The organism is Brevundimonas basaltis, from assembly GCF_014202075.1.
GTDB classification, from domain to species: domain Bacteria; phylum Pseudomonadota; class Alphaproteobacteria; order Caulobacterales; family Caulobacteraceae; genus Brevundimonas; species Brevundimonas basaltis.
In genome coordinates this window covers 28854-54171 of sequence record NZ_JACHFZ010000007.1, presented here as the reverse complement: position 1 = coordinate 54171, position 25318 = coordinate 28854, and the positions used below count along the sequence as shown (strand labels likewise).

The following is a 25318-nucleotide window of genomic DNA, read 5'->3' as shown; positions in this document are numbered from 1 at the left end:
TCAAGCCTGCCGCGTCGCGGTCTTAAGGCGCCCGAAACCCCGCCCGCATTACAGAGAATTATGGATACGGCCACGCTTTGGCCGTGGGGCGTTCGCAGAAGGCGGTCACGGATGGTTACGGTCTCGCTTCGCGCACTTGCAAAACGGTTCGGGCAATCCGACATCGCATCTGTTGCCAATAGAACGAGCGCTCCTCCCCGGGCGTCCCATAGAATGACTTCTCAGACCCTCTCCCCCGCCCGCTCGCGGCTGAACGCGAGCCGCCGCAACCTGACGCTCTGGACGCTGCAGGGCTGGCTGGCGATGTTCTTCATCGCGGCGGGTTACGCCAAGCTGAGCGAGCCGATGGCCAACCTCGTCGAGCTCATGCGCTGGCCCGCCCTTGTGCCGCCGGACATGGTCCGCGGTCTCGGCGTCGCCGAGATCATCCTCGCCGTTCTGGTGCTGGCTCCGCTGGTGTCGTGGAAACACGGCCGGCCGCTGCTGGTCATGGCGGCCTCCGGCCTGCTGGCGCTGGAGGCCGTGATGCTGGCCGTCCACGCGACAGGCATGGATGTCGGCCCGGCGGTGACCAATCTGGTGCTGATCGCCATGACCGGCACGGTGTTGTGGAAGCGGGCGCGGGAAGTGCGCTGACGGGCGAGGCAGCCGGCAGCCTCGCCTCGAAACCTTCCCTTTACGTGCACGTCAAGATCGGCTTATCTGGCGGCCATGGCGACCGCCGACGACCATCGCACCTATTCGATCCGCCAGCTGTGCCGCGAGTTCGGGGCGACGGCGCGGGCGCTGCGCTTCTACGAGGACAAGGGGCTGCTGACCCCGGCCCGAAAGGGTCAGACGCGGGTCTATGACGCGCGCGACCGGGCCCGGCTGAAGCTGATCCTGCGCGGCCGCCGCATCGGCTTCAGCCTGCTGGAGATCCAGGAGATGCTGGATCTGTACGACCACGACAATCACAACGCCCACCAGATGGCCGTCGCCCTGCGCCGCCACCGCGCCCAGATCGAGGCGCTGAAACAGCAGCGCGAAGACCTCGACGCCGCCATCGAGACGGCCGAGGAGGCCTGCGCCGTGATGGAGCGCAAGCTGGGCGAGCACCGGCCCGACCTGCTGCCCGGCGCCGACGAATACGCGACCCTGCTGAAGTCGCGCCTGAACCCCGACCACCACGTCCAGCCCTTCAAAGCGAGAGCGTAACTCCATGACCTACAAGGCGCCCGTCCGCGACCTGACGTTCATCCTCAACGAGGTGCTGGAGATCGACCGCTACGCCAACCAGCCCGGTTTCGCCGACGTGTCGTCGGACCTGGTCGGCCAGATCCTCGAGGAAGGCGCGAAATTCGCCGAGGAGGTCATCGCCCCCCTGAACCGGATCGGCGATCAGGAAGGCTGCAAATGGGACGACGGCAAGGTCACCGGCCCGACCGGCTGGAAGGAAGCCTACCAGCAGATGGTCGAGGCCGGCTGGCCCGCCCTGTCGGCCCTGCCGGAGCACGGCGGGCAAGGGATGCCGTCGGTGGTGGCCATGGCCTTCGGCCAGATGACCGCCGCCGCCAGCGCCGCCTTCTCGATGTATCCGGGGCTGACGGCCGGCGCCTACTGGGGGCTGAACGCCAATGGATCGGATGAGCTGAAGGCGAAATACCTGCCCAAGATGGCCACCGGCGAATGGGGCGGCACCATGAACCTGACCGAGCCGCAATGCGGCACCGATCTGGGCCTGATCCGCACCAAGGCCGTGCCGAACGGCGACGGCAGCTACAACATCACCGGCCAGAAGATCTGGATTTCGTCGGGCGAGCACGACTTCACCGACAACATCATCCATTTGGTGCTGGCCCGGATCGAGGGCGCGCCGGAAGGCATCAAGGGCATCAGCCTGTTCGTCGTGCCCAAGGTGTTCGTCAACGACGACGGCAGCCTCGGCGAGCGCAACGAGGGCGTCGGCTGCGCGGGCCTTGAGCACAAGATGGGCATCCACGGCAACGCCACCTGCGTCATGGCCTATGAGAACGCCAAGGGCTGGCTGGTCGGGACCGAGAACAAGGGCATGGCGGCCATGTTCGTGATGATGAACGAGGCCCGGCTCGGCACCGGCCTGCAGGGCCTGTCGATCGGCACCGCCGCCTATCAGGCCGCCGTCGAATTCGCCAACGACCGCCTGCAGGGCCGCAGCCTGACCGGGGCGAAAAACCCGGACGGACCGGCCGATTCGATCATGGTCCACCCGGACGTGCGGCGGATGCTGCTGGAGGCCAGGGCCATCGTCGAGGGCGGCCAGGCCTTCATCCTGTGGACGGCGCTGCAGGCCGACCTGCAGCACTCGAACGACGGGGCCGAGGCCCAGAAGGCCAGGGACTACATGGGCCTGATCACCCCGGTGCTGAAGGCCTATCTGACCGACAAGGGCTTCCACGCGGCCAGCCTCGCCATGCAGGTGCACGGCGGCAGCGGCTATACCGAGCATTTCCCGGCCAGCCAGTATCTGCGCGATGCGCGGATCACCATGATCTATGAGGGGGCCAACGGCATCCAGGCGCTGGATCTGGTGGGGCGCAAGCTGCCGGCCAACGGCGGGCGGGCGATCATGACCTGGTTCGCCGACATCGACGCCTTCGTGTCGGAAAACGGCGACGCGGGCGAGACGGTGAAGCCCTTCATCGACGGCCTGGCCGACGCCAAGAAGAAGCTGCAGGAAGGCACCATGTGGCTGATGCAGAACGGCATGCAGAACCCCGACAACGCCGGGGCGGCGAGCACCGACTATCTGCACATCTTCGGCCTGACCGCGCTGGCCTATTGCTGGGCGCAGATGGCCATCGCGGCGCAGAAGCAGGTGGATGGGGGTTCTGACGATCCCTACTACGCCAACAAGCTGATGACCGGCCGCTATTTCGTCGAACGCATCCTGCCCGACGCCGGCGCGCATCTGGCCAAGATGAAGACCGGCGCCGAGGTGCTGATGCAGATGCCGACGGAGGCGTTCTAGAGACCCCTCTCCCGAGGGGAGAGGGAGGGGCCCGCTCGCGCCAGCGGGTGGGAGGGTGAGGGCGTCCGGCGGAAGACGTCTTCGCACCGTAGCCCCTCACCCTTTCGCGCAAGGACGATCGCTGGCGCGATCGTGCGCTCAAGCCCTCTCCCGTCGGGAGAGGGACCAGTGAAGCGGATTTGATCATGAACGTCCTCAACGTCCCCGAACCCGAGTTCATGCAGGAAGAGGAGATCACCCTCTTCTCCGACTCCGTCGGCAAATGGATCGACGAGCATGCGCCGCCGGAGAAGGTCCAGGAGTGGATCGCCAACTCCAGCGTGCCGCGCGCGCTGTGGAATGCCTCCGGCGAGGCGGGGCTGCTGGGGCTGTCGATGCCGGAAGAGGACGGCGGCATGGGCGGGGACTACCGGCACGAGGTGGTGCTGATGCGGCAGCTGGGCTGGAAGGGCGCGGACCACTTCGGCATCTCGCTGCACAATGCGATCGTCATGCCCTACATCTGGCACTACGGCACCGATGAGCAGAAGGCGCGCTGGCTGCCGCGGCTGCAGTCGGGCGAGCTGGTCGGGGCCATCGCCATGACCGAGCCGGGCGCCGGTTCGGACCTGCAGGGGGTCAAGACCACCGCCATCAAGCAGGGCAACCAGTATGTGGTGAACGGCTCCAAGACCTTCATCACCAACGGCCAGCTGGCCAATTTCATCATCGTCGTGGCCAAGACCGATCCGTCCGAGGGCGCCAAGGGCACCAGTCTGATCGTGGTCGAGACCGACGGGGCCGAGGGCTTCGAGCGCGGTCGGAACCTGCACAAGATCGGCATGGAGGGGAACGACACTTCCGAGCTGTTCTTCAACGACGTGAAGGTCCCGGGCGAGAACATCATCGGCGGCGGCGAGGGTCAGGGCTTCATCCAGCTGATGCAGCAGCTGCCGCAGGAGCGGCTGAATATCGCGGTGCAGGGCGTGGCGGCGGCCGAGCGCGGGCTGAGCGAGACCCTGGCCTATGTGAAGGAGCGCAAGGCGTTCGGGAAGCGGGTCATCGACTTCCAGAACACCCAGTTCAAACTGGCCGAGGTGAAGACCAAGCTGACCGTGGCCAAGGTGTTCGTCGACCACTGCATCGGCCTGCACCTGAAGGGCCAGCTCGACGCCGCGACGGCCTCGATGGCCAAATACTGGGTCACGGACATCCAGGGCGAGGTCATCGACGAGATGCTGCAGCTGCACGGCGGCTACGGCTATATGAACGAATATCCGATCGCCCAGCTGTACAAGGACGCGCGGGTTCAGCGGATCTACGGCGGGACGAACGAGATCATGAAGCTGCTGATCGCGCGGACGCTGTAGGTCTTGCCTGAACGTACAGAATTCTGTACATTAGATGCATGAACGCGATCTCCGTCACCGAACTGCGCAAGACTCTCGCCGCGACCATCGACAGGGTCACGGCGGATCACGACTACACCATCATCACCCGCGAGGGCGGCAAGCCCGCGGCCGTGCTGATGTCGCTCGAGGACTTCGCGTCCTGGCAAGAGACGGAGTACCTGCTGCGTAGTCCCGCCAACGCTGCGCGCCTGCGCGAGGCGGTCGCCGAACTCGACGCGGGCGGCGGGCAGACCCGCGACCTGATCGAGGAATGAAGCTCATCTTCCAGGCCCACGGTTGGGAAGACTATCTCCATTGGCAGGAGACCGACCGGAGGATGCTCCGCAAGCTCAATGGCCTCATCCGGGAATGCCTGCGCACCCCCTTCACCGGCACGGGCAAGCCTGAACCATTGAAGGGTGAGTTCTCCGGCTGGTGGTCGCGCCGAATCGATCAGGAGCACAGACTGGTCTACCACATGGCGGATGACGCCCTGTTGATCGCCCAGTGCCGGTATCACTACAGCCGATGATCCGCCTCCACGTCCCCCAGCCCCTGTCCGCCGGCGCGCCCCTCCTGCCGACGCTGGACCAGTCGCGCTATCTGACCCAGGTGATGCGGCTGAAGGCCGGCGATGCCCTGCTGGCGTTCAACGGCGTCGACGGCGAGTGGCGGTGTGTGATCGCCGAGGTCCTCAAGAAGGGCGTGGTGCTGAAGGCCGAGGAACAGGTCCGGCCGCAGACCACCGGACCGGACGTACATCTGCTGATCGCCGTGGTGAAGAAGTCGGCGCTGGAGTTCGCGGTCGAGAAGGCCACGGAGTTGGGCGCGGCGCGGATCGGGCTGGTGACGACGCGGCGGACGCAAGGGGACCGGGTGCGGATGGACCGGCTGGAGGCCATCGCGGTCGAGAGCGCCGAACAGACCGGGCGGCTGGATGTGCCGGGGATCGACCTGCCGGTGAAGCTGGAGGCGCTGCTGGACGGCTGGGACGGGGAGCGGCGGCTGATGTTCTGCGACGAGACGGGCGGCGCGCCGGCGATGACGGCCCTGGCGGGGGCGGCCCCCTCCACCGCTTCGCGGTCCCCCTCCCCCAGAGGGGGAGGAACACCCTGGGCCATATTGATCGGGCCGGAGGGCGGGTTCGCGCCGGAGGAGCGCGAGCGGCTGAGGGCCCTGCCCTTCACCACCGCGGTGTCGCTTGGGCCTCGGGTGCTGCGGGCGGATACGGCGGCGACGGCGGCGCTGACCCTGTGGCAGGCGGCGGTCGGCGACTGGGAACGCTGAGACCCAAGGCGGGCTTATCGATATCGACGCGGAATGGGGCTTGAGCATACGGCCCGGCCCGCCCATCTAGCGGCGACATCCTGGGCTGAGAAACATCGCATGGCTAACGCCGAACCGCTGACCCGCGAAGACCTTATCGGCGCCATGTCGAAGGGGTCCAAGCCCAAGTCCGAATGGCGCATCGGCGCCGAACACGAGAAATTTGGCTTCGACATCTCGACGCTGCGGCGCCCGGCCTATGAGGGGCCGAACGGCATCAAGGCCATGCTGGAGGGCCTGACCCGGTTCGGCTGGCGCGAGGTCAGCGAAGCCGGCCACGTCATCGCCCTGGAGCGGGAGAACGCCGAGGGCTACACCGCCTCGATCAGCCTGGAGCCCGGCGGCCAGTTCGAACTCTCGGGCGCGCCGCTGAGGGACATCCACGACATCTGCGACGAGACCGGCCGCCACCTGATGGAGGTCAAACAGGTGGCCGACCAGATCGGACTCGGCTTCCTCGGCGCCGGTTTCGATCCGATGTGGCGGCGCGAAGACGTGCCGATCATGCCCAAGGGCCGCTACGGGATCATGCGGGCCTATATGCCGAAGAAGGGCTCGCTGGGCCTCGACATGATGCTGCGCACCTGCACCATCCAGGCCAACCTCGACTTCGACAGCGAGGCCGACATGGTGGCCAAGTTCCGGACATCGCTGGCCCTGCAGCCGGTCGCCACCGCCCTGTTCGCCTGTTCGCCGTTCACCGAGGGCAAGCCGAACGGCTTCCTGTCGGCCCGCGCCAATGTCTGGACCGACACCGATCCGGACCGCACCGGCATGCTGGATTTCGTGTTCGAGGACGGTTTCGGCTTCGAGCGCTACGCCGACTATGCGTTGGACGTCCCGATGTATTTCGCCAAGCGCGACGGGCGCTATGTCGATCTGTCGGGCCAGTCGTTCCGCGCCTTCATGGACGGCCGGCTGGACGCCCTGCCCGGCGATCGGGCCACGAAGAAGGATTGGGCCGACCACCTGACCACCCTGTTCCCCGAGGTGCGGCTGAAGGCCTATCTGGAGATGCGCGGCGCCGACGGGGGGCCGTGGAGCCGGATTTGCGGCCTGCCGGCGCTGTGGGCCGGGGTGCTGTACGACGCGCCGTCGCTGGCGGCGGCCTGGGACCTTGTGAAGGACTGGGACATCGCCGACCACGAGCGCCTGCGCCGCGACGTCACCCGGCTGGGGCTGAAGGCGGAGGTGGCCGGCCGGTCGGTGCGGGACGTGGCCGTCGATCTGGTCGACATCGCCCGGCACGGGCTGAAGAACCGCGCCCGCTTCTCGGGCGGGATGGTCGACGAGCGCGGCTATCTGTCGGAGCTCGAAGACATCGCCGACAGCGGGGTCACCCCGGCCGAACGGCTGCTGGAGTTGTATCACGGCGACTGGCAGGGCGACGTCAGCCGCATCTACCGCGATTTCGCCTATTGATCGCAATGCGCCCTTAACCGGGAGCGTGTAAGCCTGTCCTGTAAGGGATTTGGGGCAGACCACCAGCATGAGTTGCAGCGCGCCAGCCGCCTTGTACGACGGGGCCCCTGACGGGTCCGGCGTCAGCGCGGCGGCCGACGCCGACGACCTCGCCCGCTTCTTCGACGTGTCGCTCGATCTTCTGGTTATCCGCGATCTGGAGGGGCGTATCGTCAGGGTCAGCCGATCCTGGCAGACGGCGCTGGGCCATTCGCCCGCGGAGATGCGCGGCAAGGTCCTGCTTGATCTGGTGCATCCGCAGGACCTGCCCGCGACGCGCGAAGGCGTCGTCGAGGTCGAGAACCGCCGCCCCGGCGATCCGGTGCTGGGCCAGATCAACCGCTACCGTCACAAGGACGGCAGCTACCGGACGCTGGAGTGGCGGGCGCAGCGCTTTGGCGACCGCATCTACGCGGTGGCGCGCGACGTCACCGACCGGGTCGCGGCGGAACAGGCGTTGCTGGACGCCAAGGCGGCGGCCGAGGCGGCCAACCGGGCCAAGTCCGACTTCCTCGCCAATATGAGCCACGAGATCCGCACGCCGCTCAACGGCGTGATCGGGATCGTCGACGCCCTGTCGCGCACGCCGCTGTCGGACGAGCAGTCGGAGATGGTCGGGCTGATCCGCAGTTCGGGCGACACCTTGGAGCGACTGGTCTCGGACATCCTCGACGTCTCCAAGATCGAGGCGGGGCAGCTGACCCTTGAGTGCCGGCCCTTCGATCTCGAGGAAGCCCTGGAACCGCTGGCGATGAACCGTGCGCGGGCCGAGGACAAGGGCCTGGCCTTCCACGTGCACCGCTCGCCGGAGGCGCGGGGGCTCTTCCTGGGGGACAGCACGCGGATCCGCCAGGTGCTGGGCAACCTGCTCTCCAACGCCGTCAAATTCACCGCCGAGGGGGCCGTGTCGGTGTCCGTCGAGGTCTGGTCCGACGATCCGGAGGGACGCGGCCCCGGCCATCAGCTGGCCCTGACCGTCGAGGACACCGGCGTCGGCTTCGGCTCGGCTCACGCGGCGCGCCTGTTCGACCGCTTCAACCAGGCGGACGGCACCATCACCCGCCGCTTCGGAGGCACGGGCCTCGGTCTGTCGATCTGCCGCTCTCTGGTCGAGATGATGGGCGGCCAGATCGAGGCGCGCTCGACGGTGGGGGCCGGAAGCCGCTTCCGCTTCGTGCTGCCGCTGAAGCGCGCCTGCAGCCTGGCCGACTACGACGCCCGCGAGACAGAGGCCGCGCCGACCACCCTGCCGGAGGCGGGGCGGGCGCTGCGGGTCCTGCTGGCCGAGGACCACCCCACCAATCAACGGGTCGTCCAGCTGATCCTCGTCAGTCAGGGCGCCGAGGTGGTGATCGCGGGCGACGGCGCCCAGGCGCTGACGGCGTTCGAGGCCGGACCATTCGACGTGGTGCTGATGGACATGCAGATGCCTGTCATGGACGGACTCAGCGCCACCCGGGCGATCCGCGAGCTCGAGGCCCGGACCGGCCAGACGCGCACGCCGGTGGTGGTGCTGAGCGCCAACGCCATGGCCGAGCACCGCGAGGAGGCCCTCGCGGCCGGGGCCGACATCCACGTCGCCAAGCCGATCACCGCCGCCAGCCTGCTGGCCGGCATCGAGGCCGTGATCGGAGCCTAGGCCGCGTTGCAACGAGCCAGATCGGACTCTGTCAGGGCGACGCCGTTGCGCTCATAGCGGATCACCGGGCCGAAACGGGCGACGAAGCGGCGGCACTCGCGCAACACGGGCTGGGAATCGCCGCGGCCGCGGGCGACGCAGGCGCCGTCGGGACCGCAGGCCCACGACCGGCCATCCAGAATGACGCGGCGCGCCTCGCCCGGCACGGCGAGGGTGGCGGCGGCGTCGAGAGCGGGGGCGGGCTGAGCGACGACGAGGGTCGCGGAGATCAGGGACATGAGCAACATCGGAGCCTCCTTGGGGCTGGTCAGAGCGGCCGGTTCGTGCAAAAGTGACCGACCGTGCACATATGGGTGACCGACCGGTCACTTTGTGTCAATCGGAAAGTGTCCGTTCGGATACTTTTGTTTCGGAGTCGTTTTGAATGCCGCCCAAAGGCGCCGCCACCCATGCCCGTCTGATCGACGAGGCGATGACCCAGGTGACCGTGCGCGGGCTCGCCGCCGTCAGCCTGCAGGACGTCGCGGGCGCCGCCGGCGTGTCGAAGAGCGCGGTGCTGAAGCATTTCCAGTCGAAGGATGCGCTGCAGATCGAACTGGTCGACACGATGATCGAACGGTTCACCGAGGCGGTGTGGCGGCCGGCCGAGCCCCTCGCCCCGGGCCGCGAACGGCTGGACCGTATCTTCCAGGGCGAGCTGGACTGGATCGACGGCGAGGACCGCCCGGGCGGCTGCCCGCTGAAGGCCGCGGCCATCGAGCTGGACGATCAGCCGGGCCCGCTGCGCGACACGCTGAAGACCAGCCAGCAGCGCTGGGCCAAGGTGCTGAAGCGCGAGTTTCGTGCGCTGAATCCGAACGCGGACGACGCCACGCTGGAGGTGCTGGTATTCCAGTTCAAGGGCATCGTCCTGGCCTACGGCCACTCACGACGGCTGCTCGACGACGAGACGGCGCGGGCGCAGGCGATGGCGGCGTACCGGATGCTTGTGGCGTCAGCCCCGCGGTCCTAGGTCTCGGTCGACAGGGAGAGGATCATGGCTGGAACCATCCGGGTGGGCGTCGGCGGCTGGACCTATGAGCCGTGGCGGGGCGTCTTCTATCCGGACAAGCTGAGCCAGAAGAAGGAGCTGGCGTACGCCTCGGGCAAGCTGACCTCGATCGAGCAGGAGTGCGGGGTTAAGCACCTTGTGAGCGGCATATGACGACCTCGGCCAGAACCAAGATCTTCGGATTGTTGGCTGCCGCGCTGGTCGCCTGGGTGCTGACCGTCGTATTTGATCTGGCCCCCATGGTTTTGGTCCCGCTGACAGATCGCATTTTCGGAGCGGAGATACCGACCGGCATCGATCCAGTTCAGCTCAGAAACATCATCACGCTATACGCGGCATTCGGCCTGCCAATCGCCGTCCCGTTCGTGCTGATTGCGGGGTATCCAGTCTGGAAACGCTCGGAGAGTCGTGGCCGTACGCACAAAAGAGACGCGATCTGGTTGGGCGCGATCGTCGGCTTGCTGCTCGGACTGGCCTTTGCCGCCTACATCTTCGTCTACGGCTTACAGACGATGGCTGACCCAAACTCGAGCTTCAACTCCTGGAGCTACGGGTATCAGATGACTGCTGATGGCATGCCCACAGCTCTCGGGTGGGCGTTCCAACTGCTCGACATCGTCCTGACTGCCATCACGGGCGCTGCTGCGGGACTGACGGCTTGGACGGTTGCGACGCTCATGGAAGCGCGAAGGAGACCGGCGTGACTGGAAATATCTACGTGGGCGTCGGCGGATGGACGTACGAACCATGGCGCGGGGTCTTCTATCCACAAAGACTGCCGCAAAAACAAGAACTTGCCTATATGAGTGTAACTCTGCAGTCACTGGAGATCAACGGCACCTACTATTCCGGCTTCAGGCCTGAGACCTGGATGAAGTGGCGCGACGAGACGCCGGAGAACTTCGTCTTCGCGGTCAAGGCCAGCCGGTTCTGCACCAACCGGAAAATCCTGTCTGAGGCCTGCGAGAGCGTCGGAAGGTTTCTCGATCAGGGACTGACGGCGCTGGGCGACAAGCTGGGGCCGATCAACTGGCAGTTCATGGCCACCAAGAAGTTCGATCCGGTGGACTTCGAGGGCTTCCTGAAACTGCTGCCGAAGGAGAAGGACGGAATCCGGCTGCGCCATGCGCTGGAAGTGCGCAGCGCCACCTTCGACACGCCGCAGTTCCACGACCTGGCGGCGCAATACGGCGCGGCGATCGTCTACGCCGAGGACGACGATGCGCCGGAGTGGCCGCGCATCGATCAGGACACCGCCGACTTCAAATACGCCCGGCTGATGTCGAGCCGCGAGGACGAGCCGACCGGTATGACCTCGACGGAACTGGACGCCATCGCGGACCGGGCGCGGGATTGGGCGAAGCGGGGCGATGTGTACGCCTACTTCATCGCCGGGGCCAAGGTGCGCAACCCGGCGGCGGCGCAGGCGCTGATCGGGAAGTTGGGACAGTGACCGGCCGGGTGCGGGGCAGCTGCCATTGCGGCGCCCAGCGGTTCGCCGCGCCGGCGCCGGACAGCGTGACGCGCTGCAACTGCTCAAGCTGCACCAAGCGGGGCACAATGGCCGCCTATTACGCGCCGGGCGAGGTCGAGCTGAACCTCACCCCGGAGACCCTCGCCGCCTACCAGTGGGGCGACCGGATGATGACCTTTCACCACTGCGTGACCTGCGGCTGCGCCGTGTTCGCCGAGTCGGACGCCTGGACGACGGACGAGGGCGAGGACCGGCCGGCGCGCATCACCCTGAACGCCCGGCTGTTCGACGACCTCGATCTGGACGCCGTGCCGGTGCGCCACGTCGACGGACGCAACGGCTGGTGATCTTGCGGGTGCGCTGCCGCGTAAGCACCTGTGTCTGATCGCCCAGCCCCGAGGAGCCCTCATGCCCATCGCCACCCGCGCCTTCGCCGCCGTCGCCTCCGACAAGCCGCTGGAGCCCTGGAGCTTCGACCGGCGCGATCCGGGGCCGGACGATGTCGCCATCGAGATCAAATACTGCGGTGTCTGCCATTCCGATCTGCATGTGGTGAAGAACGACCTCGGCGGCACCCGCTATCCGATCGTGCCGGGCCACGAGATCGCCGGGGTGGTGACGGCGGTCGGCGATAACGTCAGCCGCTTCAAGGTCGGCGACCGGGTCGGCGTCGGCTGTATGGTCGACAGCTGCCGGACCTGTTCGTCCTGTGTGGAGGGCGAGGAGCAATACTGCGTCCCGGGGATGACCCAGACCTACGGCTCGGCCGATCCGAAAGGCGGCGAGGTGGGCCAGGCCATCACCCAGGGCGGCTATTCGGACCGCATCACCGTCGATCAGAACTATGTCCTGCGCATCCCGGACAGCCTGCCGCTGGACGCCGCGGCGCCGCTGCTGTGCGCGGGCATAACCACCTACAGCCCGCTGCGGCACTGGAAGATCGGACCCGGCTCGAAGGTGGCGGTGATAGGTCTGGGCGGCCTCGGCCACATGGCGGTCAAACAGGCCGCGGCCATGGGGGCGGAGGTCACGGTGCTGTCGACCTCGGACCGCAAGAAGGCCGACGCCGAGCGGATGGGGGCGAAGCATTTCCTGATCAATTCGGACAAGGCGGCGATGCAGGCGGCGGCCGAGAAATTCGACCTGATCATCAACACCGTCTCGGCGACCCACGAGATCGCCAGCCACGTCCAGCTGCTGGCCCGCGACGGGACCATGGTCATGCTGGGTCTGACCACGGAGGGACTACCGGTCTACGCCATGGGCCTGCTGTGGCGCCGGCGGTCGGTGGCCGGTTCGCTGATCGGCGGCATCCGGGAAACCCAGGAGATGCTGGATTTCTGCGCCGAACACGGCATCGCCTGCGATATCGAGACCATAGCGCCGGACCAAATCAACGAGGCCTATGAGCGGATGTTGAAGTCCGACGTGCGCTACCGCTTCGTCATCGACATGGCGCGGCTCTAGAGACGAGGGGCGAGGGGCGAGGGGCAAGGGAGAGAACGGGTCCCAAACCAGCACCGGGCTACCGGCTTCGACCCTCGCCCCTCGACCCCCGTCTCCGCCGCCGCTACACCTGTTCTTGAAGGCCCGCCGTCAGAGCGGGCCATGCAGGACAGGGAAACGGACATGGCACGAGTGGCTCTGGTCACGGGCGGCACCCGCGGCATCGGCAAGGCGATCGTTCAACGTCTCAAGGAGGACGGCATGGCCGTCGCCGCCGGCTACTCCGGCAATGTCGAGGCGGCCGAGGCCACGGCGAAAGAACTGGGCGTGATGGTGGTCAAGGGCAATGTCGGCTCGTTCGAGGACTGCCAGCGCGCCGTGGCCGAGATCGAGGCCGAGCTGGGGCCCATCGACACCCTGGTCAACAACGCCGGCATCACCCGCGACGGCTTCTTCCACAAGATGACCGCCGACCAGTGGTCGGACGTGATCCGCGTCAACATGGACAGCGTCTTCAACATGACGCGGCAGGTGATCAACGGCATGCGCGACCGCGGCTTCGGCCGCATCGTCAACATCAGTTCGATCAACGGCCAGAAGGGTCAGATCGGCCAGGCCAACTATTCCGCCGCCAAGGCGGGGATGATCGGCTTCACCAAGGCCCTGGCGCTGGAGAACGCCCGCAAGGGAGTCACGGTGAATTGTATCGCCCCCGGCTACATCGACACCGAGATGGTCGGGGCCATGGACGAGAAGGTGCTGGCCGGAATCATCGCCCAGATCCCGGTCGGAAGACTCGGAAAAGGCGAGGAAATCGCCGACATGGTGTCGTGGCTGGCCGGTGAACGTGCCGGATATGTCACAGGCTGCACCCTGTCGCTGAACGGCGGTCAGTATCTGGTCGGCTAGGGCAGGCCCGCCCAAAATCCGCCGCGCGACGATTCCACGACATAGACCATGGAGTTGACGGCAAGGGTCAGAACGGCGGGACGGCCGCTTCCGACCGCGATGGCGATCGCCCTCGCGGCGGCCGTGCTGTCGCTGCTGCCGATCGGCGCGGAGGCGGCGGCCCAGAACCGCGGCAACGTCCAGGCGGAGCAGAGCGACAGGCTTCGCGATCGCCGGCCGGCGTCGCCCACCCTGCCCCCCGTGGGCCGCTATGTGGCGGAATCGGGCGAGGGCTTCATCCTCGACCGTTCGGGACGCCACCCGCTGCTGCGCTTCGAACGCCGCGACGAGACCTGGGTGCTGAGGCCCAGCGCCGCGCCGCGCGGCGACGTCATCTATCGCAACGACGCGGGCGAACAGGTGCTGCGGGTCACGCCCGGCGGCGGCATGACGGTCTATACGCCACGCGCGCCCAGCGGATCGCCCGCCTCGTTCACGGGCTCGGGCCAGAGCCTGACGCCGCCGACCCTCGGGCCGCACCTGCTGTTCCGCCTGATGGCCCAGCGCAGCTACATGGTCAGCCAGGCGGTGGGCGGCCGCCTCGTCGAGGTCAATCTGGACGTCGATGAACAGTTCGAGTCGCTCAGCGTCGAGGCGATGATCGTCACCACCGACGCCGTCATCCGCATCGCCCGCTCGCCGACCGCGCGGCAGTACATCGCCGACCTGCGCAGCATCACCATCGTCGAGGGCTCCCGCGCGGGGGTGACCTATGCGGGCGGGCGACTGACGGTCACGGTCGATACGCGCCAGGGCATGGCCGGACGTCCGTCCTCGGCCCGGGTGATCCGCGCCATCCTGCCCTGAGGGCGGACTAGCCGGCGAAGCTGTCCTTGGCCGCGCGCCGGGCCGCGAATTCCGCGGCGTCGGCGGCGCGCAGGAAGGGATTGAAGGCCTTTTCCGCCCCGATGGTGGTCGGGACCGTGGGCTGGCCCCGGTCCCGCGCCGCAAACACCTCGGCCGCCCGCGCAGCCATCTCCGGCCGGTCGTCGAGGCTGAGGGCGAAGCGGGCGTTGGCGGCGGTATATTCGTGGGCGCACCAGACCGTGGTCTCGTCCGGCCAGGCGGCGAGCCGGCGCAGGCTGTCCCACATCTGTTCCGGCGTGCCCTCGAACAGCCGGCCGCAGCCCAGGGCGAACAGGGTGTCGCCGACGAAGGCCTGCCCGCCGGCGGCGTCGCGATAGACGATGTGACCGAGGGTATGGCCGGGCGTATCGGTCACCTCGAGCCCCGTTTCGCCCAGCGTCACCGCGTCGCCGCCGCGCACGACGCGGTCCAGCGGCGCCGCCTTTCGCACTTCTTCCGGGCCGACGATCTCGCAGCCGGCCGCGGCCTTCAGCGCCGCATTGCCCTGGGTGTGGTCGGGGTGCCAGTGGGTGTTCAGGATCAAGTCCAATCGACCCCAGCCCGACCGCTCCAGCTCGGCCAGAATGGCCTCGGCGTCGGGCGTGTCCACCGTGGCCACGGCGCCGGTGGCGGCGTCACGCACGAGGAAACCGTAGTTGTCGGAGAGGCAGGGGAACAGGCGAACATCGAGGGGCATGGCGCATTCTAGCAGCGGCCCCTTCCGCGGCCTATGGTGACCGGATGCGGCGCAGCATCGAAGAGCTTCGGACCTTCTACGGCGAGCCGGCCGGCGCGCTGGCCCGGCGCCTGCTGGCGCGGCGGCTGGATGACGCCTGGGGCGAGGCCGCCAGCTGCGACGTGCTGGGGATCGGCTATGCGACGCCGTGGCTGGACGCCTTCGTGGGGGCGCGGCGGGTGGTGGCGGCGATGCCGGGCGGACAGGGCGTCGAGCTGTGGCCGCCGGCGGGGCGCAATCGCACCGTCCTGGTCGACGACCGCCGCCTGCCGTTCAAGGCGGGAAGCTTCGACCGCATTCTGCTGGTCCATGCGCTGGAAGAGGCCGAGGACGCCGCCGGTCTGCTGACCGAGGCGGTGCGGGCCCTGTCGCCCGCCGGGCGCATCATCCTGATCGCCGCGGCCCGGGGCGGCCTGTGGGCCCGCGCCGAGGCGACCCCGTTCGGCCACGGCCGCCCCTTTACCCGGCGCCAGCTGGAGCGTCTGGTGCGCGGCGCGGGTCTGGAGCCGACCGCCTGGTCGCAGACGCTGTATGTGCCCCCGTGGGGGCCGTTGCTGCCTCTTGCCGACGGCTTTGAACAGGTCGGCCGCCGCGTCATGCCGGGCGCCGCCGGGGTGATCCTGCTGGAGGCGACGCGGCGGGCCTACGCCCGGGTCCATCCCGGCGGCGCCGTCGCTCCGGCCACGGCTCTCGCGCCCGTCATGCAGCCCCAACCGGCGTCGCGCAGCCGTCGGCTCGGCGCCTGAAGCGCTGCTCACGCTTTGCAGCCCGCCCGTCAGGCCCTAAAGGGCGGGCATGCAGAAACTGATCCTGATGCGGCACGCCGAGGCCGAACGGTCCGCCGGTTCGGGCCGCGACCGCGATCGCCCGCTGTCGTCGCGCGGCCGGGCCGACGCCGCCGCCATGGGCCGGGCGCTCGCGGCGCGCGGCCTGCGCCCCGACTTGGCCCTGGTGTCGCCGGCCACGCGGACGCGCCAGACCTGGGACCTGCTCCACGACGCCTTCGGCGACGTCCAGATCCGTGATGACGAGCCCCTGTTCAACGGCGGCTCCGACGTGCTGCGCCGGCTGATCGAGGACGCCGAAGACGAGGCCGGCTGCCTGATGGTGGTGGCCCACAATCCGGGCGTCCATCTGCTGGCCGTGGAATATCTGATCGAGAGCGCCGCCTCGCCGTCCGTGCTTGAGCGGATGACCGGCGGCTTTCCGCCCGGGGCGGCGGCGATCTTCAGCGTCGACGCGGCCGGCCGGCCGGTGCTCGAAGGCTGGCTGCCCCCACGCGACCTCGCCGCCGCATGAGCGACCCCATCTACAAGCTGGCCGATCGCGCGGAGTGGGCGGAGGCGCGCGCGGCGGGGGCTTACAACGGGTCGGCGGTCGACCGCGCCGACGGCTACATCCATATGTCCACGACAGCCCAGCTGGCCGAGACGGCGCGGCGCCACTATGCGGGGCGAGAGGGACTGGTGCTCGTCGCCCTCGATCCGGCGGCGATGGGCGATGCTCTGCGATGGGAAGCCTCGCGGGGCGGCGACCTGTTTCCGCATCTCTACGGGCCCCTGCCGATGACGGCGGTGCGCGTGGAGCGGACGCTGGCGGTGCGCGACGACGGCGCGATGATCTTCGACGACGGGGCGACCGGATGGCCATGACCGACATCGGCGCCGCCCTGTTGCGGACTCTCGAGCCCGAGACAGCGCATCGGCTGGCGATCCATGCCCTGAAGCTGGCCCCCCTGCCCGCCCCTCTTGCCGACGATCCGGTGCTGGCGACGACCGTGGCGGGCCTGCGGTTGTCGAACCCGGTCGGGCTGGCGGCCGGTCTGGACAAGAATGGCGAGGCCCTGCGCGGATTGGCGCGGCTGGGTTTCGGCTTCGTCGAATGCGGCTCGGTCACGCCGCAGGCGCAGCCCGGCAATCCGCGGCCCCGGCTGTTCCGCCTGACGGAAGATCGGGCGATCATCAACCGCATGGGCTTCAACAATGAGGGTCTGGAGGCCTTCGCCGGCCGACTCGCCAAGCGGCCGGTCGGGGCCGTGGTCGGGGCCAATCTGGGGGCCAACAAGGATACCGAGGACAAGGCCGCCGACTATGTCGCCGGGCTGAGGCGGCTGAGAGGCCTGGCCGATTACGTCACCGTCAACGTCTCCTCGCCGAATACGCCCGGCCTGCGCGACCTGCAGGGGCGCGCCGCCATGGACGACCTGCTCGGCCGGCTGGCCGAGGCCCGGGCCGACGACCCGACGCCGGTGTTCCTCAAGATCGCGCCCGACCTGACGGGGGCGGAGATCGCCCTGATCGTCGAGGCTGCACTTGATCACGGCATCGACGCCCTGATCGTCTCCAACACCACCCTGGAGCGGCCGGAGAGCCTGCGCTCGTCGCAACGGACCGAGGCCGGCGGCCTGTCCGGCGCGCCGCTCAAGCCGGGTGCGCGCGCCGCCCTGCGCGCGGCCGCCGAGGCCGCCGGTGGACGCCTGCCGCTGATCGCCGTCGGGGGGATCGACTCCGGGGCCGAGGCCTATGACCGGCTCCGCGCCGGCGCCTCGGCGGTGCAGGTCTACAGCGCCCTGGTTTTCGAGGGGCCGGGACTGGTGGGGCGGATCAAACGCGACCTCGCCGCCCGTCTGAAGGCCGACGGTTTTTCCACAGCCGCGGAGGCGGTCGGAGCAGCCCGTTGACGGAGCGTTAGGGCAAGCCGGGCATGATGCGGCACGGGCGAATTCGCCCGGTCCCGGGGGAGCCGCATGGCGATCGCCAAAGCCGAAACGCCTGCCGCCGCCCCCGACTCCTGGGCCGGCGCCATCCGCCAGAGGCGCAAGGCGCTGCTGCAGCGGCTGGGCATGGCCTCGGCCAGCGCCCTCGTCTTCAGCCCCCTGCTCGGCTGGTCGCTCAGCGCGGCATGGGTGCTGGGCTATTTCGCGGTGCAGATCGTCGACCTGTGGATCTTCGGTCCGGTCAACGACGGCAAGACCGAGCGCCTGCGCGGCGTCCGTCGGTTCGCCGGCTACGCCGTGCTGGCCGCGAACGCCGGCTATTTCGGCAGCCTGGCCATCCCGCTGTGGCTCGCGGGCGGCGCCATGGGCGGCATCTGCGCCTCCATGCTGCTGTCGGCCGGGGCCATCTATTCGATGATCAATGCGCCGCGCTCGAAGTCGGTGCTGGTGCTGACGGTTACGCCGCAGTTCCTCTATCTCGCCTCGATGCCGTTCTTCATGGCCGCCTATGGCGCGTCGCCCGCTTTCGTGACGGCGGCCGCGGTCGCGGTGGGGGTCTTCATCACCTACTGCCTTTCGACCTGGCAGCGCATGAACCAGGCCCGGATCGCGGAAAGCGCGGCGCGGATCGAGGCCGAAGAGAAACGCGCCGACGCCGAGCGGATCATGGAAGGCCGAAGCGCCTTTCTCGCCGCCGTCGGTCACGACCTGCGCACCCCGATCAGCGCCATCCTGACCGGCTCGGCCGAGCTGGAGCGTGGCGCGTCGGATGGCGCGGCGCGCGCCCAGGCACGACTGATCAGCGACGCCGGCTTCATGATGAAGGCCCTGCTCGACGATCTGCTCGATCACGCCAAGCTCGAGGCCGGACATATGACGGTCGAGGCGGTGGACTTCGACCTGCGCGACCTGCTGAACCAGTCCGCCCGGCTGTGGCGCGGCCCCGCCCGGGCCAAGGGCCTGAAGCTGCGCCTCGAAGGCGCCGCCACCGTACCGTCCGCAGTCCGGGGTGATCCGATGCGGTTGCGGCAGGTGCTCAACAATCTGATCTCCAACGCCATGAAGTTCACGGAAGAGGGGTCGATCACCCTGCGCCTGAACGTCTGGCCCGAGGACACGGGCGGCCATGCCTTGCTGATCGATGTCGTCGATACGGGGCCGGGTATGACCGACGACCAGATGGCGCGGCTGTTCACGCCATTCGACCAGACCGCCGACGGCGTCAGCGCGCGTCACGGGGGCACCGGCCTGGGCCTGTCGATCAGCCGGCATCTGGTCGATCTGATGGGCGGCCGCCTGACCGCGCGCAACGGCATCGACAGGGGGGCCATTTTCACGCTGTCGCTGCGTCTGGAAGCCGCCGAGTCCAAAACCGCGGTGACTCCGACGTTCGACCAGGAAAGCCGCGACGCGGTCGCCCGGGCCCTGTCGACCCGTCCCTCGACCCGACCGGCGGCCCCGGCCACGCCCGGGCCCGCCGCGCAGGCCCTGACGGCAGGCCCGGTCGAGCCCGATCCGGCCGCCGTCGCCTCACCGCTCTCCGACGACCACGTAGGGGACGAGGACGAGGGCCGCGCCATGCGGGTGCTGGTCGTCGACGACCACGACATCAACCGCAGGGCCATCCAGCTGATCCTGCAACCGCTCGGCTGCGACATCGACACCGCGGCCGACGGCCTTGCGGCGCTGAAAATCTGCGAGACCGCCAGCTTCGACCTGATCTTCATGGACGTGCGGATGCCCGAACTAGACGGGCGCGAGACGACCCGCCGCATCCGCGCCGGCGGCGGACCCAACGCCCACGTCCCCGTCATCGCGGTAACGGCGGACACGGCGCCCGAGGACATCGCTGCCTGCACAGCGGCCGGGATGACCTATTTCGTGCCCAAGCCGATCACCCCGCCGATGCTGCTGGGCGCCATCAACCAGGTGATGGCCATGGCTCAGTCCGGGGACGAGTCCGGGATCGAGACCGCGGCCGCCTGATCACAGACGGCGGCGACCAGCCGGTCGGCGAAGTCCGGGGCCTTCATTCCGCATTCCCAGACCGTCACGACGCGCCAGCCCGCCGCCTGCAGCGCCGTGGCCGCCGCCGCGTCGCGAGCGCGATTGCGGTCGATCTTGGCCGTCCAGTAGCCGGCGTTGGCCTTGGGCGGGCGAGCGCCCCGGGGGCAGTCGTGGCCATGCCAGAAGCAGCCATGCACGAACACCGCCGCACGCCGCCCTTTCATGACGAGATCCGGTCGCCCCGGCAGATCCCCGCCGCCGAGCCGGTAGCCGATCCCGGCGGCGCGGAAGATGCGGCGCACGGTCAGTTCCGGCCCGGTGTCATGCCCCTTGACCCGCCGCATCACGGCGCTGCGCTGATCCGGGGTGAAGACGTCGGTAGTCATCGCACGATCACGGGCTCCCGCCGCGCTCAGGCGGAGAGCCGCCGCGCGGCGAGCGGCGGCGCCCTAAAGCTGCGTCAACAGATGCTCGGCCGAGGACACCTTGAACTCGCCCGGCTGTTCGACATTCAGCTTTTCGACGACGCCGTCCTTGACGATCATCGAATAGCGCTGCGAGCGCTCACCCATGCCGTAACCCTTGGCGTCCATCGACAGGCCGAGGGCGCGGGTGAAGTCGCCGTTGCCATCGCCCAGCATGACGATGTCGTCCTTGCCGACGCCCTGGCTGTCGGCCCAGGCGCCCATCACGAAGGCGTCGTTGACCGACAGGCAGGCGACGGTGTCGACGCCCTTGCCGGCCAGTTCGTCGCGATGATCCTTGAAGCCCGGCAGATGTTTGGCCGAGCAGGTCGGGGTGAAGGCGCCCGGCACGGCGAACAGGGCCACGGTCTTGCCGGCGAAGACATCGTCCGTCGAGACAGGCTTGGGGCCATCGTCGGTGGCGCGGGTCAGGTTGGCCGAGGGGATACGGTCGCCGATCTGGACGGTCATGGCAGGCTCCAATGGAGGATGAGGACTCAAGAACGCTCTGGGCAGATAGGCGTTGCCGGCAGCCGCGCCAAGCCTTCCACCGCCCCGCCGGCCTTGCGCCGGCCGCGCGCCGTCCCGATGATAGGGTCATGGACGAATTCCATTCTCTCACGGGCCGGCTGCTGGTGGCCATGCCGGGCATCGGCGACCCCCGCTTCGAGCACGCCGTCATCCTGGTCTGCGCCCACCGTCCGGATCACGCCATGGGCCTGCGGCTGGACCGGCCCGCGCCCGGCGTCGACCTGAAGGCGGTGCTGACCAAGCTGGAGACCCCGGCCCCGGACTCGGCCGCCGACCGCGCGGTGATGGTCGGCGGGCCGGTCGAGCGCGAGCGCGGCTTCGTGCTACACACCGACGACTGGCTGGTCGAGGACGCCTCGCTGTCGTTCGGCGAGGGGCTGGCCATGACCGGCACGCGGGAGGCGCTGGCGGCGATGGTCGACCCGACCATGGGACCGCGCCGGTCCATGCTGCTGCTGGGCTATGCGGGCTGGGGCGAGGGCCAGTTGGAGGACGAACTGGGCGACAACGTCTGGCTCACCGCCGAGGCGGACGCCGACCTGGTCTTCGATCCCGACTACGAGGGCAAATGGGCCAAGGCGCTGGCGGGTCTGGGCGTCGATCCCGCCCAGCTGTCAGGGCAGAGCGGGCGGGCGTAAGCGCTATTCGCCTCCCGACCGGGGGGCCCGGTCGATCGCAGCCTGGCGCGACCCGGCATAGACGGGGCGACAAAGCCGTCCGTCAGGCCTGGATCAGGCCGAGCGCGCCTTGATTGGCGCCGATCCGTCGGCGAGCGATTCGTTCAGATAGACCTCGGCCTCCTGGGCCGGCAGGGCCGGGGCGTAGCCGAAACCTTGGCCGTAGTGGCACTGGGCGTCGAGCAGCAGGCCGGCGAGGCCGGCGTTCTCGACCCCCTCGGCGACGACTTCCAGCGACAGGTCGCGGCCGAGGTTGACCACCGACTTGACGATCTTGGCCGAGCCTTCGTCCTTGTCCATGGTCAGAACGAAATAGCGGTCGATCTTCAGCGTATCGAACGGCAGCTTGGCCAACCAGGTCAGCGACGAGAAGCCGGTCCCGAAGTCGTCCAGCGCCAGCGAGGCGCCGGCGTCCCGCAGCTTTTTCAGGGTCTCGGCGGCGCGCGAGGTGTCGCGCATGATGTCGCCCTCTGTGACCTCCAGCTTGAGCGCGCCGCGCGGCAGGCCGGCCGCGGCGATGATGCGGGCCACGTCCTCGACCAGACTGGCCCGTTCGATCTCGCCCACCGACAGATTGACGCTGCAGAACAGCTTGCCCGCCCCGGGGTGTCGCGCCAGCCATTCGGCCAGCTGGCGCGCCGCCTGGGTCATCATCAGCAGGCCGAGCTCGTTCATCAGGCCCATCTCATCGGCGAGGCCGAGGAATTCGTCGGGCGGCACCAGGCCGCGCTTGGGATGGCGCCAACGGGCGAGGGCCTCGAACCCGGCCACAGCCCCGGTCGCCAGGTTGACGATGGGCTGGTAGAAGGGCTCGATCTCGCAGCGCACGAAAGCGTTGCGCAGGTCACCCTCGAGCGCCAGCCGCGACAGGCTGTCGGACTCCAACGCCCGCCCGTAGGCGGCCGCCCCGCCCCGTCCCGCGGTCTTGGCCTGTTCGACAGCCAGTTCGGCGCGGCGCAGCAGTTCGGCGGCGTCGGGGGCGTCCGGCCCGCCCTCGGCGGCCACAGCGCCGATCGATACGGTGGGATAGATGTCGAAGCCGGCTACCCTCAGGGGCTGCTCCAGCGCCTCGCGCAGCCGTTCGGAGGCCGCGCCCGCGCCGCGAGACAAGATCACTGCGAACTCATCCTCTCCGACCCGGGCCGGGTTGGCGTCCTGGGAGAAGGCCCCGTTCAGGCGCGAGCCGAGCGCCGCCAGCACCAGATCAGCGCGCTCGTGGCCGAGAGCCTCGTTCAGCCGGCGCAGTCGATCGACGTCGGCGACCACCAGTTCGTAATCGCCCGGCTGGGTCAGGGTCTCGCCGACGCGGGCGAGGAAGGCCCGGCGGTCGAGCAGGCCGGTCAGATGATCCCGGTGCGAGGCCGCGAACTTGGTTTCGAGCGCCACCACCCCGGCGGCCCGCAGGCCGTCCTCAAGCCAGACGCCCCGCCAGATGCAGGTTTCTGCGTCGCGCATGCGCAGGCGCACGGCGACCTCGGCACCCTCGTTCTGCGGCTTGAGAATGCGCTCGGCCAGCGAGCGATCGGACGGCACCGCCACGGCCGTGAAGGCGGCCCCGGAACACTCCGGCGCCAGCGGGCCGAGGCCCAGCGCCCGCGTCGCGCCGGTAAAACGCATCTGGTCTTCGGACGGGGTCCAGATCCACAGCGCCGTGTCGGCGGCGGCCAACGCCTCGATGGCGGTCGTCGCGTCCCAGGTCAGACTTCTGGAGCGAGTGTTCAAAACGCGTGACCGATCCCGAGTTGACGGCTCCGAGGATCAGCCACGGTCAGCCGCCACGCCCGGCCGCGTCGTTGACGATGCCGAACAGGAGATGATCTGCCCAAGCGCCGTTAATTTTGAGATAAGCCCGCGCCTGTCCTTCCAGCACGAAGCCGGATTTTTCCAGCACCCGCCGCGAGGCGAGGTTGGCCGGCACGCAGGCCGCCTCGACCCGGTGCAGCTTCAACTCGTCGAAGGCGTGGCCCACCAGGGCCCGCACCGCCGCGGTGGCGTGCCCCTGCCCCGCCCGGGTCTGGCCGATCCAGTAGCCCAGGGTGCCCGCCTCGGCGACGCCGCGGCGCACGTTCGACAGGGTGATGGCCCCGACCAGCGCTTGGTCGGAGTCGGCGAAAATGAAGAAAGGCCAGGCGTTGCCGGCGTCGGTTTCGCGGGCGTAGATCGACAGGCGGCGCTTGAAGGCGGCGCGGGTCAGGTCGTCCTCCGGCCAGGTCGGCTCCCACGGCCTCAGATAGGCCTGCGAGGCCTGGCGCTGGGCCGCCCACGCCTCGTAGTCCGAGGCGCGCGGCGAGCGCAGGGTGACGCCGTCGCCCTTGACGCTCGACCCGGCCGCGTCGTTGATCCAGTCCAGAAGGGCCATGGCCACAGGATAGCCGCGCCGGGGTCAGCCGAAAAGGGCGGCCCGGAAGGCGGCGCCGGCCGGCGCGGCGGCCTTGGGGCCCAGCACGGCGGTCGCGGCGCGGCGCGGGACCAGAGAGGCAGCCGCCGCGGCGCGGATGTCGTCGACGGTCTGCGCCAACGTCCGCTCGGCCATGACGCCGGAGGTGATCGGAGCGCCGAAGATCAGCACCTGGGCCGCCGCTCGTCCCGCCCGCGCCGCCGGGCTCTCGTCCGACATCCACAAGCCGGCGTTCATCACGGCCTTGGCCCGCGCCAGCTCCTCCGCCGTCGGCCCGCCCTCGGCCAGCGCCCTGATCTCGGCGGCGCAGACCCGGGCCAGTTCGACGGCCCGGTCGGCCGAGGCCCCGGCGTAGACGCCGAGCAGGCCGGCGTCCTCATAGGGCTCGTGATAGGCGTCGATGGCGTAGGCCAGACCCCGCTCCTCGCGCGCGCTCTGGAACAGGCGCGAGGCCATGCCGCCGCCGAGGATCTCGGTCATCAGCCGCGCGGCGGCATAGGACGGATCCCGCGCCGATGGGGCGGGCAGCTGAAACACGATGTTGGCCTGTTCGATGCGCCGGGTCAGGGCCGCGTCGCCGCCGGTGAAGCGCGGGGCATCGGGCGCCGCCGCGGGGGTGGCGGTCTGGTCGCCGAACCAGCGCTCGGCCAGGGCCAGCAGTTCAGTCTCGTCCACCGCGCCGGACGCCGCCACCACCATCCGGTCGGGCGAATAGAGCCGGGCCCGCCAGTCGCCGATCGAGGCCCGGGTGATGGGCTTCAGACTGGCCACCGATCCGAGGATAGGCCGGCCCAGCGGCTGACCGTCGAAGGCCTGCGTCTGGGCCATTTCGAAGACGTGGTCGTCTGGGGTGTCGAACGCCTCGGCGATCTCCTGCGCCACCACATCCTTCTCGCGCTCGATCTCGTCGGGGTCGAGGGTCGGGCGGAACACCAGGTCGGACAGAATCTGCATGGCCAGCGGCAGGGAGCCGTGCAGGGCCCGCACCTCGAAACTGGTCCGTTCATAGCCGGTCGAGGCGTTCAACGAGCCGCCCTCGGCCTCGATCCGCTCGACGATGTCGCGCGCGCCCATGTCGCCCGCGCCCTTGAACACCAGATGCTCGAGGCAGTGCGACCAACCGGAGCGGGCCTCGTCCTCCCATTTGGCCCCGCCGCGCACGGCCACGGTGAGAGCGAGGGTGCGCAGGCCGGGCATCGGATCGCAGACGACGCGGACGCCATTGGACAGGGTGTGGAG

The 25318-nt window shown here is 69.1% G+C and carries 29 protein-coding genes and 1 pseudogene; 23 read left to right on the top strand and 7 right to left on the bottom strand.

Features of this window, described 5'->3' with window-relative positions:
* Nucleotides 1-213 precede the first annotated feature (213 nt).
* The 9 genes from HNQ67_RS13305 (at nucleotide 214) to HNQ67_RS13265 (ending at nucleotide 8785) form a co-directional block, all read left to right on the top strand.
* Nucleotides 214-636, top strand: a complete 423-nt coding sequence (locus tag HNQ67_RS13305; RefSeq protein WP_183256238.1) for a DoxX family protein — start codon at nucleotides 214-216, stop codon at nucleotides 634-636.
* 75 nt (nucleotides 637-711) lie between these two features.
* Complete coding sequence (locus tag HNQ67_RS13300) at nucleotides 712-1197, top strand: MerR family transcriptional regulator (RefSeq protein WP_183256236.1); 486 nt, start codon at nucleotides 712-714, stop codon at nucleotides 1195-1197.
* Nucleotides 1198-1201: 4 nt separating this feature from the next.
* Complete coding sequence (locus tag HNQ67_RS13295; protein ID WP_183256234.1) at nucleotides 1202-2989, top strand: acyl-CoA dehydrogenase C-terminal domain-containing protein; 1788 nt, start codon at nucleotides 1202-1204, stop codon at nucleotides 2987-2989.
* Nucleotides 2990-3174: 185 nt separating this feature from the next.
* Entirely contained in the window at nucleotides 3175-4338 is a 1164-nt protein-coding gene (locus HNQ67_RS13290; RefSeq protein ID WP_183256233.1) for an acyl-CoA dehydrogenase family protein, read from the top strand.
* A gap of 38 nt (nucleotides 4339-4376) precedes the next feature.
* Nucleotides 4377-4634, top strand: coding sequence for a type II toxin-antitoxin system Phd/YefM family antitoxin (locus HNQ67_RS13285; protein ID WP_183256231.1), 258 nt, complete (start codon nucleotides 4377-4379; stop codon nucleotides 4632-4634).
* Nucleotides 4631-4891, top strand: coding sequence for a Txe/YoeB family addiction module toxin (locus tag HNQ67_RS13280; protein WP_183256229.1), 261 nt, complete (start codon nucleotides 4631-4633; stop codon nucleotides 4889-4891). Before HNQ67_RS13285 ends, HNQ67_RS13280 begins: the two co-directional genes overlap by 4 nt.
* Nucleotides 4888-5646: a 16S rRNA (uracil(1498)-N(3))-methyltransferase gene (locus tag HNQ67_RS13275; RefSeq protein WP_183256227.1), complete on the top strand. Its 759-nt coding sequence runs from the start codon at nucleotides 4888-4890 to the stop codon at nucleotides 5644-5646. Before HNQ67_RS13280 ends, HNQ67_RS13275 begins: the two co-directional genes overlap by 4 nt.
* A gap of 99 nt (nucleotides 5647-5745) precedes the next feature.
* Nucleotides 5746-7107 (top strand): glutamate--cysteine ligase, encoded by a 1362-nt coding sequence (locus tag HNQ67_RS13270; protein WP_221247904.1) that lies wholly within the window; start codon nucleotides 5746-5748, stop codon nucleotides 7105-7107.
* Between the two features lie 67 nt (nucleotides 7108-7174).
* Entirely contained in the window at nucleotides 7175-8785 is a 1611-nt protein-coding gene (locus HNQ67_RS13265) for an ATP-binding protein (protein WP_183256223.1), read from the top strand.
* Here HNQ67_RS13265 and HNQ67_RS13260 read toward each other — a convergent pair.
* Nucleotides 8782-9072: a DUF8200 family protein gene (locus tag HNQ67_RS13260; protein ID WP_183256221.1), complete on the bottom strand. Its 291-nt coding sequence runs from the start codon at nucleotides 9070-9072 to the stop codon at nucleotides 8782-8784. The two genes, HNQ67_RS13265 and HNQ67_RS13260, sit on opposite strands and share 4 nt — an antisense overlap.
* A 137-nt stretch (nucleotides 9073-9209) precedes the next feature.
* On the opposite strand from HNQ67_RS13260, the gene HNQ67_RS13255 reads away from it, so the two are divergent.
* The 8 genes and pseudogenes from HNQ67_RS13255 to HNQ67_RS13220 all read left to right on the top strand — a co-directional run bounded on the left by HNQ67_RS13255 (nucleotide 9210) and on the right by HNQ67_RS13220 (nucleotide 14511).
* Nucleotides 9210-9797, top strand: a complete 588-nt coding sequence (locus HNQ67_RS13255; RefSeq protein ID WP_183256220.1) for a TetR/AcrR family transcriptional regulator — start codon at nucleotides 9210-9212, stop codon at nucleotides 9795-9797.
* A gap of 24 nt (nucleotides 9798-9821) precedes the next feature.
* Nucleotides 9822-9950, top strand: a pseudogene (locus HNQ67_RS13250) (DUF72 domain-containing protein); the annotation flags it as partial.
* A gap of 35 nt (nucleotides 9951-9985) precedes the next feature.
* Nucleotides 9986-10540, top strand: a complete 555-nt coding sequence (locus tag HNQ67_RS13245; RefSeq protein WP_183256218.1) for a hypothetical protein — start codon at nucleotides 9986-9988, stop codon at nucleotides 10538-10540.
* Nucleotides 10537-11289, top strand: a complete 753-nt coding sequence (locus HNQ67_RS13240; protein ID WP_183256216.1) for a DUF72 domain-containing protein — start codon at nucleotides 10537-10539, stop codon at nucleotides 11287-11289. Before HNQ67_RS13245 ends, HNQ67_RS13240 begins: the two co-directional genes overlap by 4 nt.
* Nucleotides 11286-11657 carry a GFA family protein gene (locus HNQ67_RS13235; RefSeq protein WP_221247902.1) on the top strand — a complete coding sequence of 124 codons (372 nt, stop codon included), beginning with the start codon at nucleotides 11286-11288 and terminating at the stop codon, nucleotides 11655-11657. Before HNQ67_RS13240 ends, HNQ67_RS13235 begins: the two co-directional genes overlap by 4 nt.
* 61 nt (nucleotides 11658-11718) lie before the next feature.
* On the top strand, nucleotides 11719-12777 hold the full coding sequence (locus HNQ67_RS13230) for an NAD(P)-dependent alcohol dehydrogenase (RefSeq protein ID WP_221247901.1): 1059 nt from the start codon (nucleotides 11719-11721) through the stop codon (nucleotides 12775-12777).
* A 162-nt stretch (nucleotides 12778-12939) separates the two neighbouring features.
* A complete protein-coding gene (gene phbB / locus HNQ67_RS13225; RefSeq protein WP_183256214.1) occupies nucleotides 12940-13665 on the top strand; it encodes an acetoacetyl-CoA reductase in 726 nt (241 codons plus the stop codon).
* A 99-nt stretch (nucleotides 13666-13764) separates the two neighbouring features.
* Complete coding sequence (locus HNQ67_RS13220; RefSeq protein WP_246347611.1) at nucleotides 13765-14511, top strand: DUF4908 domain-containing protein; 747 nt, start codon at nucleotides 13765-13767, stop codon at nucleotides 14509-14511.
* Between the two features lie 7 nt (nucleotides 14512-14518).
* Here the strand turns inward: HNQ67_RS13220 and gloB are convergent, their stop codons facing one another.
* Nucleotides 14519-15247 carry a hydroxyacylglutathione hydrolase gene (gene gloB, locus HNQ67_RS13215; RefSeq protein ID WP_183256210.1) on the bottom strand — a complete coding sequence of 243 codons (729 nt, stop codon included), beginning with the start codon at nucleotides 15245-15247 and terminating at the stop codon, nucleotides 14519-14521.
* Between the two features lie 44 nt (nucleotides 15248-15291).
* Between gloB and HNQ67_RS13210 the strand changes: the two genes are divergently transcribed.
* The 5 genes from HNQ67_RS13210 to HNQ67_RS13190 all read left to right on the top strand — a co-directional run bounded on the left by HNQ67_RS13210 (nucleotide 15292) and on the right by HNQ67_RS13190 (nucleotide 19988).
* Nucleotides 15292-16032: a methyltransferase domain-containing protein gene (locus tag HNQ67_RS13210; protein WP_183256208.1), complete on the top strand. Its 741-nt coding sequence runs from the start codon at nucleotides 15292-15294 to the stop codon at nucleotides 16030-16032.
* 49 nt (nucleotides 16033-16081) lie between these two features.
* Nucleotides 16082-16585 carry a SixA phosphatase family protein gene (locus tag HNQ67_RS13205; protein ID WP_183256206.1) on the top strand — a complete coding sequence of 168 codons (504 nt, stop codon included), beginning with the start codon at nucleotides 16082-16084 and terminating at the stop codon, nucleotides 16583-16585.
* A complete protein-coding gene (locus HNQ67_RS13200) occupies nucleotides 16582-16938 on the top strand; it encodes a DUF952 domain-containing protein (RefSeq protein ID WP_183256203.1) in 357 nt (118 codons plus the stop codon). Before HNQ67_RS13205 ends, HNQ67_RS13200 begins: the two co-directional genes overlap by 4 nt.
* Complete coding sequence (locus HNQ67_RS13195; RefSeq protein ID WP_183256201.1) at nucleotides 16929-17966, top strand: quinone-dependent dihydroorotate dehydrogenase; 1038 nt, start codon at nucleotides 16929-16931, stop codon at nucleotides 17964-17966. The genes HNQ67_RS13200 and HNQ67_RS13195 overlap by 10 nt, the downstream gene beginning before the upstream one ends.
* Before the next feature lie 66 nt (nucleotides 17967-18032).
* Nucleotides 18033-19988, top strand: coding sequence for an ATP-binding protein (locus HNQ67_RS13190; protein ID WP_183256199.1), 1956 nt, complete (start codon nucleotides 18033-18035; stop codon nucleotides 19986-19988).
* Here the strand turns inward: HNQ67_RS13190 and HNQ67_RS13185 are convergent.
* Nucleotides 19946-20395 (bottom strand): very short patch repair endonuclease, encoded by a 450-nt coding sequence (locus tag HNQ67_RS13185; RefSeq protein ID WP_183256197.1) that lies wholly within the window; start codon nucleotides 20393-20395, stop codon nucleotides 19946-19948. The two genes, HNQ67_RS13190 and HNQ67_RS13185, sit on opposite strands and share 43 nt — an antisense overlap.
* A 63-nt stretch (nucleotides 20396-20458) precedes the next feature.
* Nucleotides 20459-20944 (bottom strand): peroxiredoxin, encoded by a 486-nt coding sequence (locus HNQ67_RS13180; protein WP_183256196.1) that lies wholly within the window; start codon nucleotides 20942-20944, stop codon nucleotides 20459-20461.
* Nucleotides 20945-21072: 128 nt separating this feature from the next.
* Between HNQ67_RS13180 and HNQ67_RS13175 the strand changes: the two genes are divergently transcribed.
* Nucleotides 21073-21642, top strand: a complete 570-nt coding sequence (locus HNQ67_RS13175; protein ID WP_183256194.1) for a YqgE/AlgH family protein — start codon at nucleotides 21073-21075, stop codon at nucleotides 21640-21642.
* A 93-nt stretch (nucleotides 21643-21735) separates the two neighbouring features.
* Here the strand turns inward: HNQ67_RS13175 and HNQ67_RS13170 are convergent, their stop codons facing one another.
* From HNQ67_RS13170 to HNQ67_RS13160, 3 genes are read right to left on the bottom strand one after another with little or no spacing between them, the layout of a single operon-like run.
* Nucleotides 21736-23403: a putative bifunctional diguanylate cyclase/phosphodiesterase gene (locus HNQ67_RS13170; RefSeq protein WP_183256192.1), complete on the bottom strand. Its 1668-nt coding sequence runs from the start codon at nucleotides 23401-23403 to the stop codon at nucleotides 21736-21738.
* Nucleotides 23404-23449: 46 nt separating this feature from the next.
* Entirely contained in the window at nucleotides 23450-24040 is a 591-nt protein-coding gene (locus HNQ67_RS13165) for a GNAT family N-acetyltransferase (protein ID WP_183256190.1), read from the bottom strand.
* Between the two features lie 24 nt (nucleotides 24041-24064).
* A complete protein-coding gene (locus HNQ67_RS13160; RefSeq protein ID WP_183256188.1) occupies nucleotides 24065-25276 on the bottom strand; it encodes a M16 family metallopeptidase in 1212 nt (403 codons plus the stop codon).
* Nucleotides 25277-25318: the final 42 nt, after the last annotated feature.

Coding starts and splice junctions, on each gene's coding strand:
- HNQ67_RS13305 (WP_183256238.1), top strand. CDS start 214: ATGACTTCTCAGACCCTCTCCCCCGCCCGCTCGCGGCTGAACGCGAGC.
- HNQ67_RS13300 (WP_183256236.1), top strand. CDS start 712: ATGGCGACCGCCGACGACCATCGCACCTATTCGATCCGCCAGCTGTGC.
- HNQ67_RS13295 (WP_183256234.1), top strand. CDS start 1,202: ATGACCTACAAGGCGCCCGTCCGCGACCTGACGTTCATCCTCAACGAG.
- HNQ67_RS13290 (WP_183256233.1), top strand. CDS start 3,175: ATGAACGTCCTCAACGTCCCCGAACCCGAGTTCATGCAGGAAGAGGAG.
- HNQ67_RS13285 (WP_183256231.1), top strand. CDS start 4,377: ATGAACGCGATCTCCGTCACCGAACTGCGCAAGACTCTCGCCGCGACC.
- HNQ67_RS13280 (WP_183256229.1), top strand. CDS start 4,631: ATGAAGCTCATCTTCCAGGCCCACGGTTGGGAAGACTATCTCCATTGG.
- HNQ67_RS13275 (WP_183256227.1), top strand. CDS start 4,888: ATGATCCGCCTCCACGTCCCCCAGCCCCTGTCCGCCGGCGCGCCCCTC.
- HNQ67_RS13270 (WP_221247904.1), top strand. CDS start 5,746: ATGGCTAACGCCGAACCGCTGACCCGCGAAGACCTTATCGGCGCCATG.
- HNQ67_RS13265 (WP_183256223.1), top strand. CDS start 7,175: ATGAGTTGCAGCGCGCCAGCCGCCTTGTACGACGGGGCCCCTGACGGG.
- HNQ67_RS13260 (WP_183256221.1), bottom strand. CDS start 9,072: ATGTTGCTCATGTCCCTGATCTCCGCGACCCTCGTCGTCGCTCAGCCC.
- HNQ67_RS13255 (WP_183256220.1), top strand. CDS start 9,210: ATGCCGCCCAAAGGCGCCGCCACCCATGCCCGTCTGATCGACGAGGCG.
- HNQ67_RS13245 (WP_183256218.1), top strand. CDS start 9,986: ATGACGACCTCGGCCAGAACCAAGATCTTCGGATTGTTGGCTGCCGCG.
- HNQ67_RS13230 (WP_221247901.1), top strand. CDS start 11,719: ATGCCCATCGCCACCCGCGCCTTCGCCGCCGTCGCCTCCGACAAGCCG.
- phbB (WP_183256214.1), top strand. CDS start 12,940: ATGGCACGAGTGGCTCTGGTCACGGGCGGCACCCGCGGCATCGGCAAG.
- HNQ67_RS13220 (WP_246347611.1), top strand. CDS start 13,765: ATGGCGATCGCCCTCGCGGCGGCCGTGCTGTCGCTGCTGCCGATCGGC.
- gloB (WP_183256210.1), bottom strand. CDS start 15,247: ATGCCCCTCGATGTTCGCCTGTTCCCCTGCCTCTCCGACAACTACGGT.
- HNQ67_RS13210 (WP_183256208.1), top strand. CDS start 15,292: ATGCGGCGCAGCATCGAAGAGCTTCGGACCTTCTACGGCGAGCCGGCC.
- HNQ67_RS13205 (WP_183256206.1), top strand. CDS start 16,082: ATGCAGAAACTGATCCTGATGCGGCACGCCGAGGCCGAACGGTCCGCC.
- HNQ67_RS13200 (WP_183256203.1), top strand. CDS start 16,582: ATGAGCGACCCCATCTACAAGCTGGCCGATCGCGCGGAGTGGGCGGAG.
- HNQ67_RS13195 (WP_183256201.1), top strand. CDS start 16,929: ATGGCCATGACCGACATCGGCGCCGCCCTGTTGCGGACTCTCGAGCCC.
- HNQ67_RS13190 (WP_183256199.1), top strand. CDS start 18,033: ATGGCGATCGCCAAAGCCGAAACGCCTGCCGCCGCCCCCGACTCCTGG.
- HNQ67_RS13185 (WP_183256197.1), bottom strand. CDS start 20,395: ATGACTACCGACGTCTTCACCCCGGATCAGCGCAGCGCCGTGATGCGG.
- HNQ67_RS13180 (WP_183256196.1), bottom strand. CDS start 20,944: ATGACCGTCCAGATCGGCGACCGTATCCCCTCGGCCAACCTGACCCGC.
- HNQ67_RS13175 (WP_183256194.1), top strand. CDS start 21,073: ATGGACGAATTCCATTCTCTCACGGGCCGGCTGCTGGTGGCCATGCCG.
- HNQ67_RS13165 (WP_183256190.1), bottom strand. CDS start 24,040: ATGGCCCTTCTGGACTGGATCAACGACGCGGCCGGGTCGAGCGTCAAG.
- HNQ67_RS13160 (WP_183256188.1), bottom strand. CDS start 25,276: ATGCCCGGCCTGCGCACCCTCGCTCTCACCGTGGCCGTGCGCGGCGGG.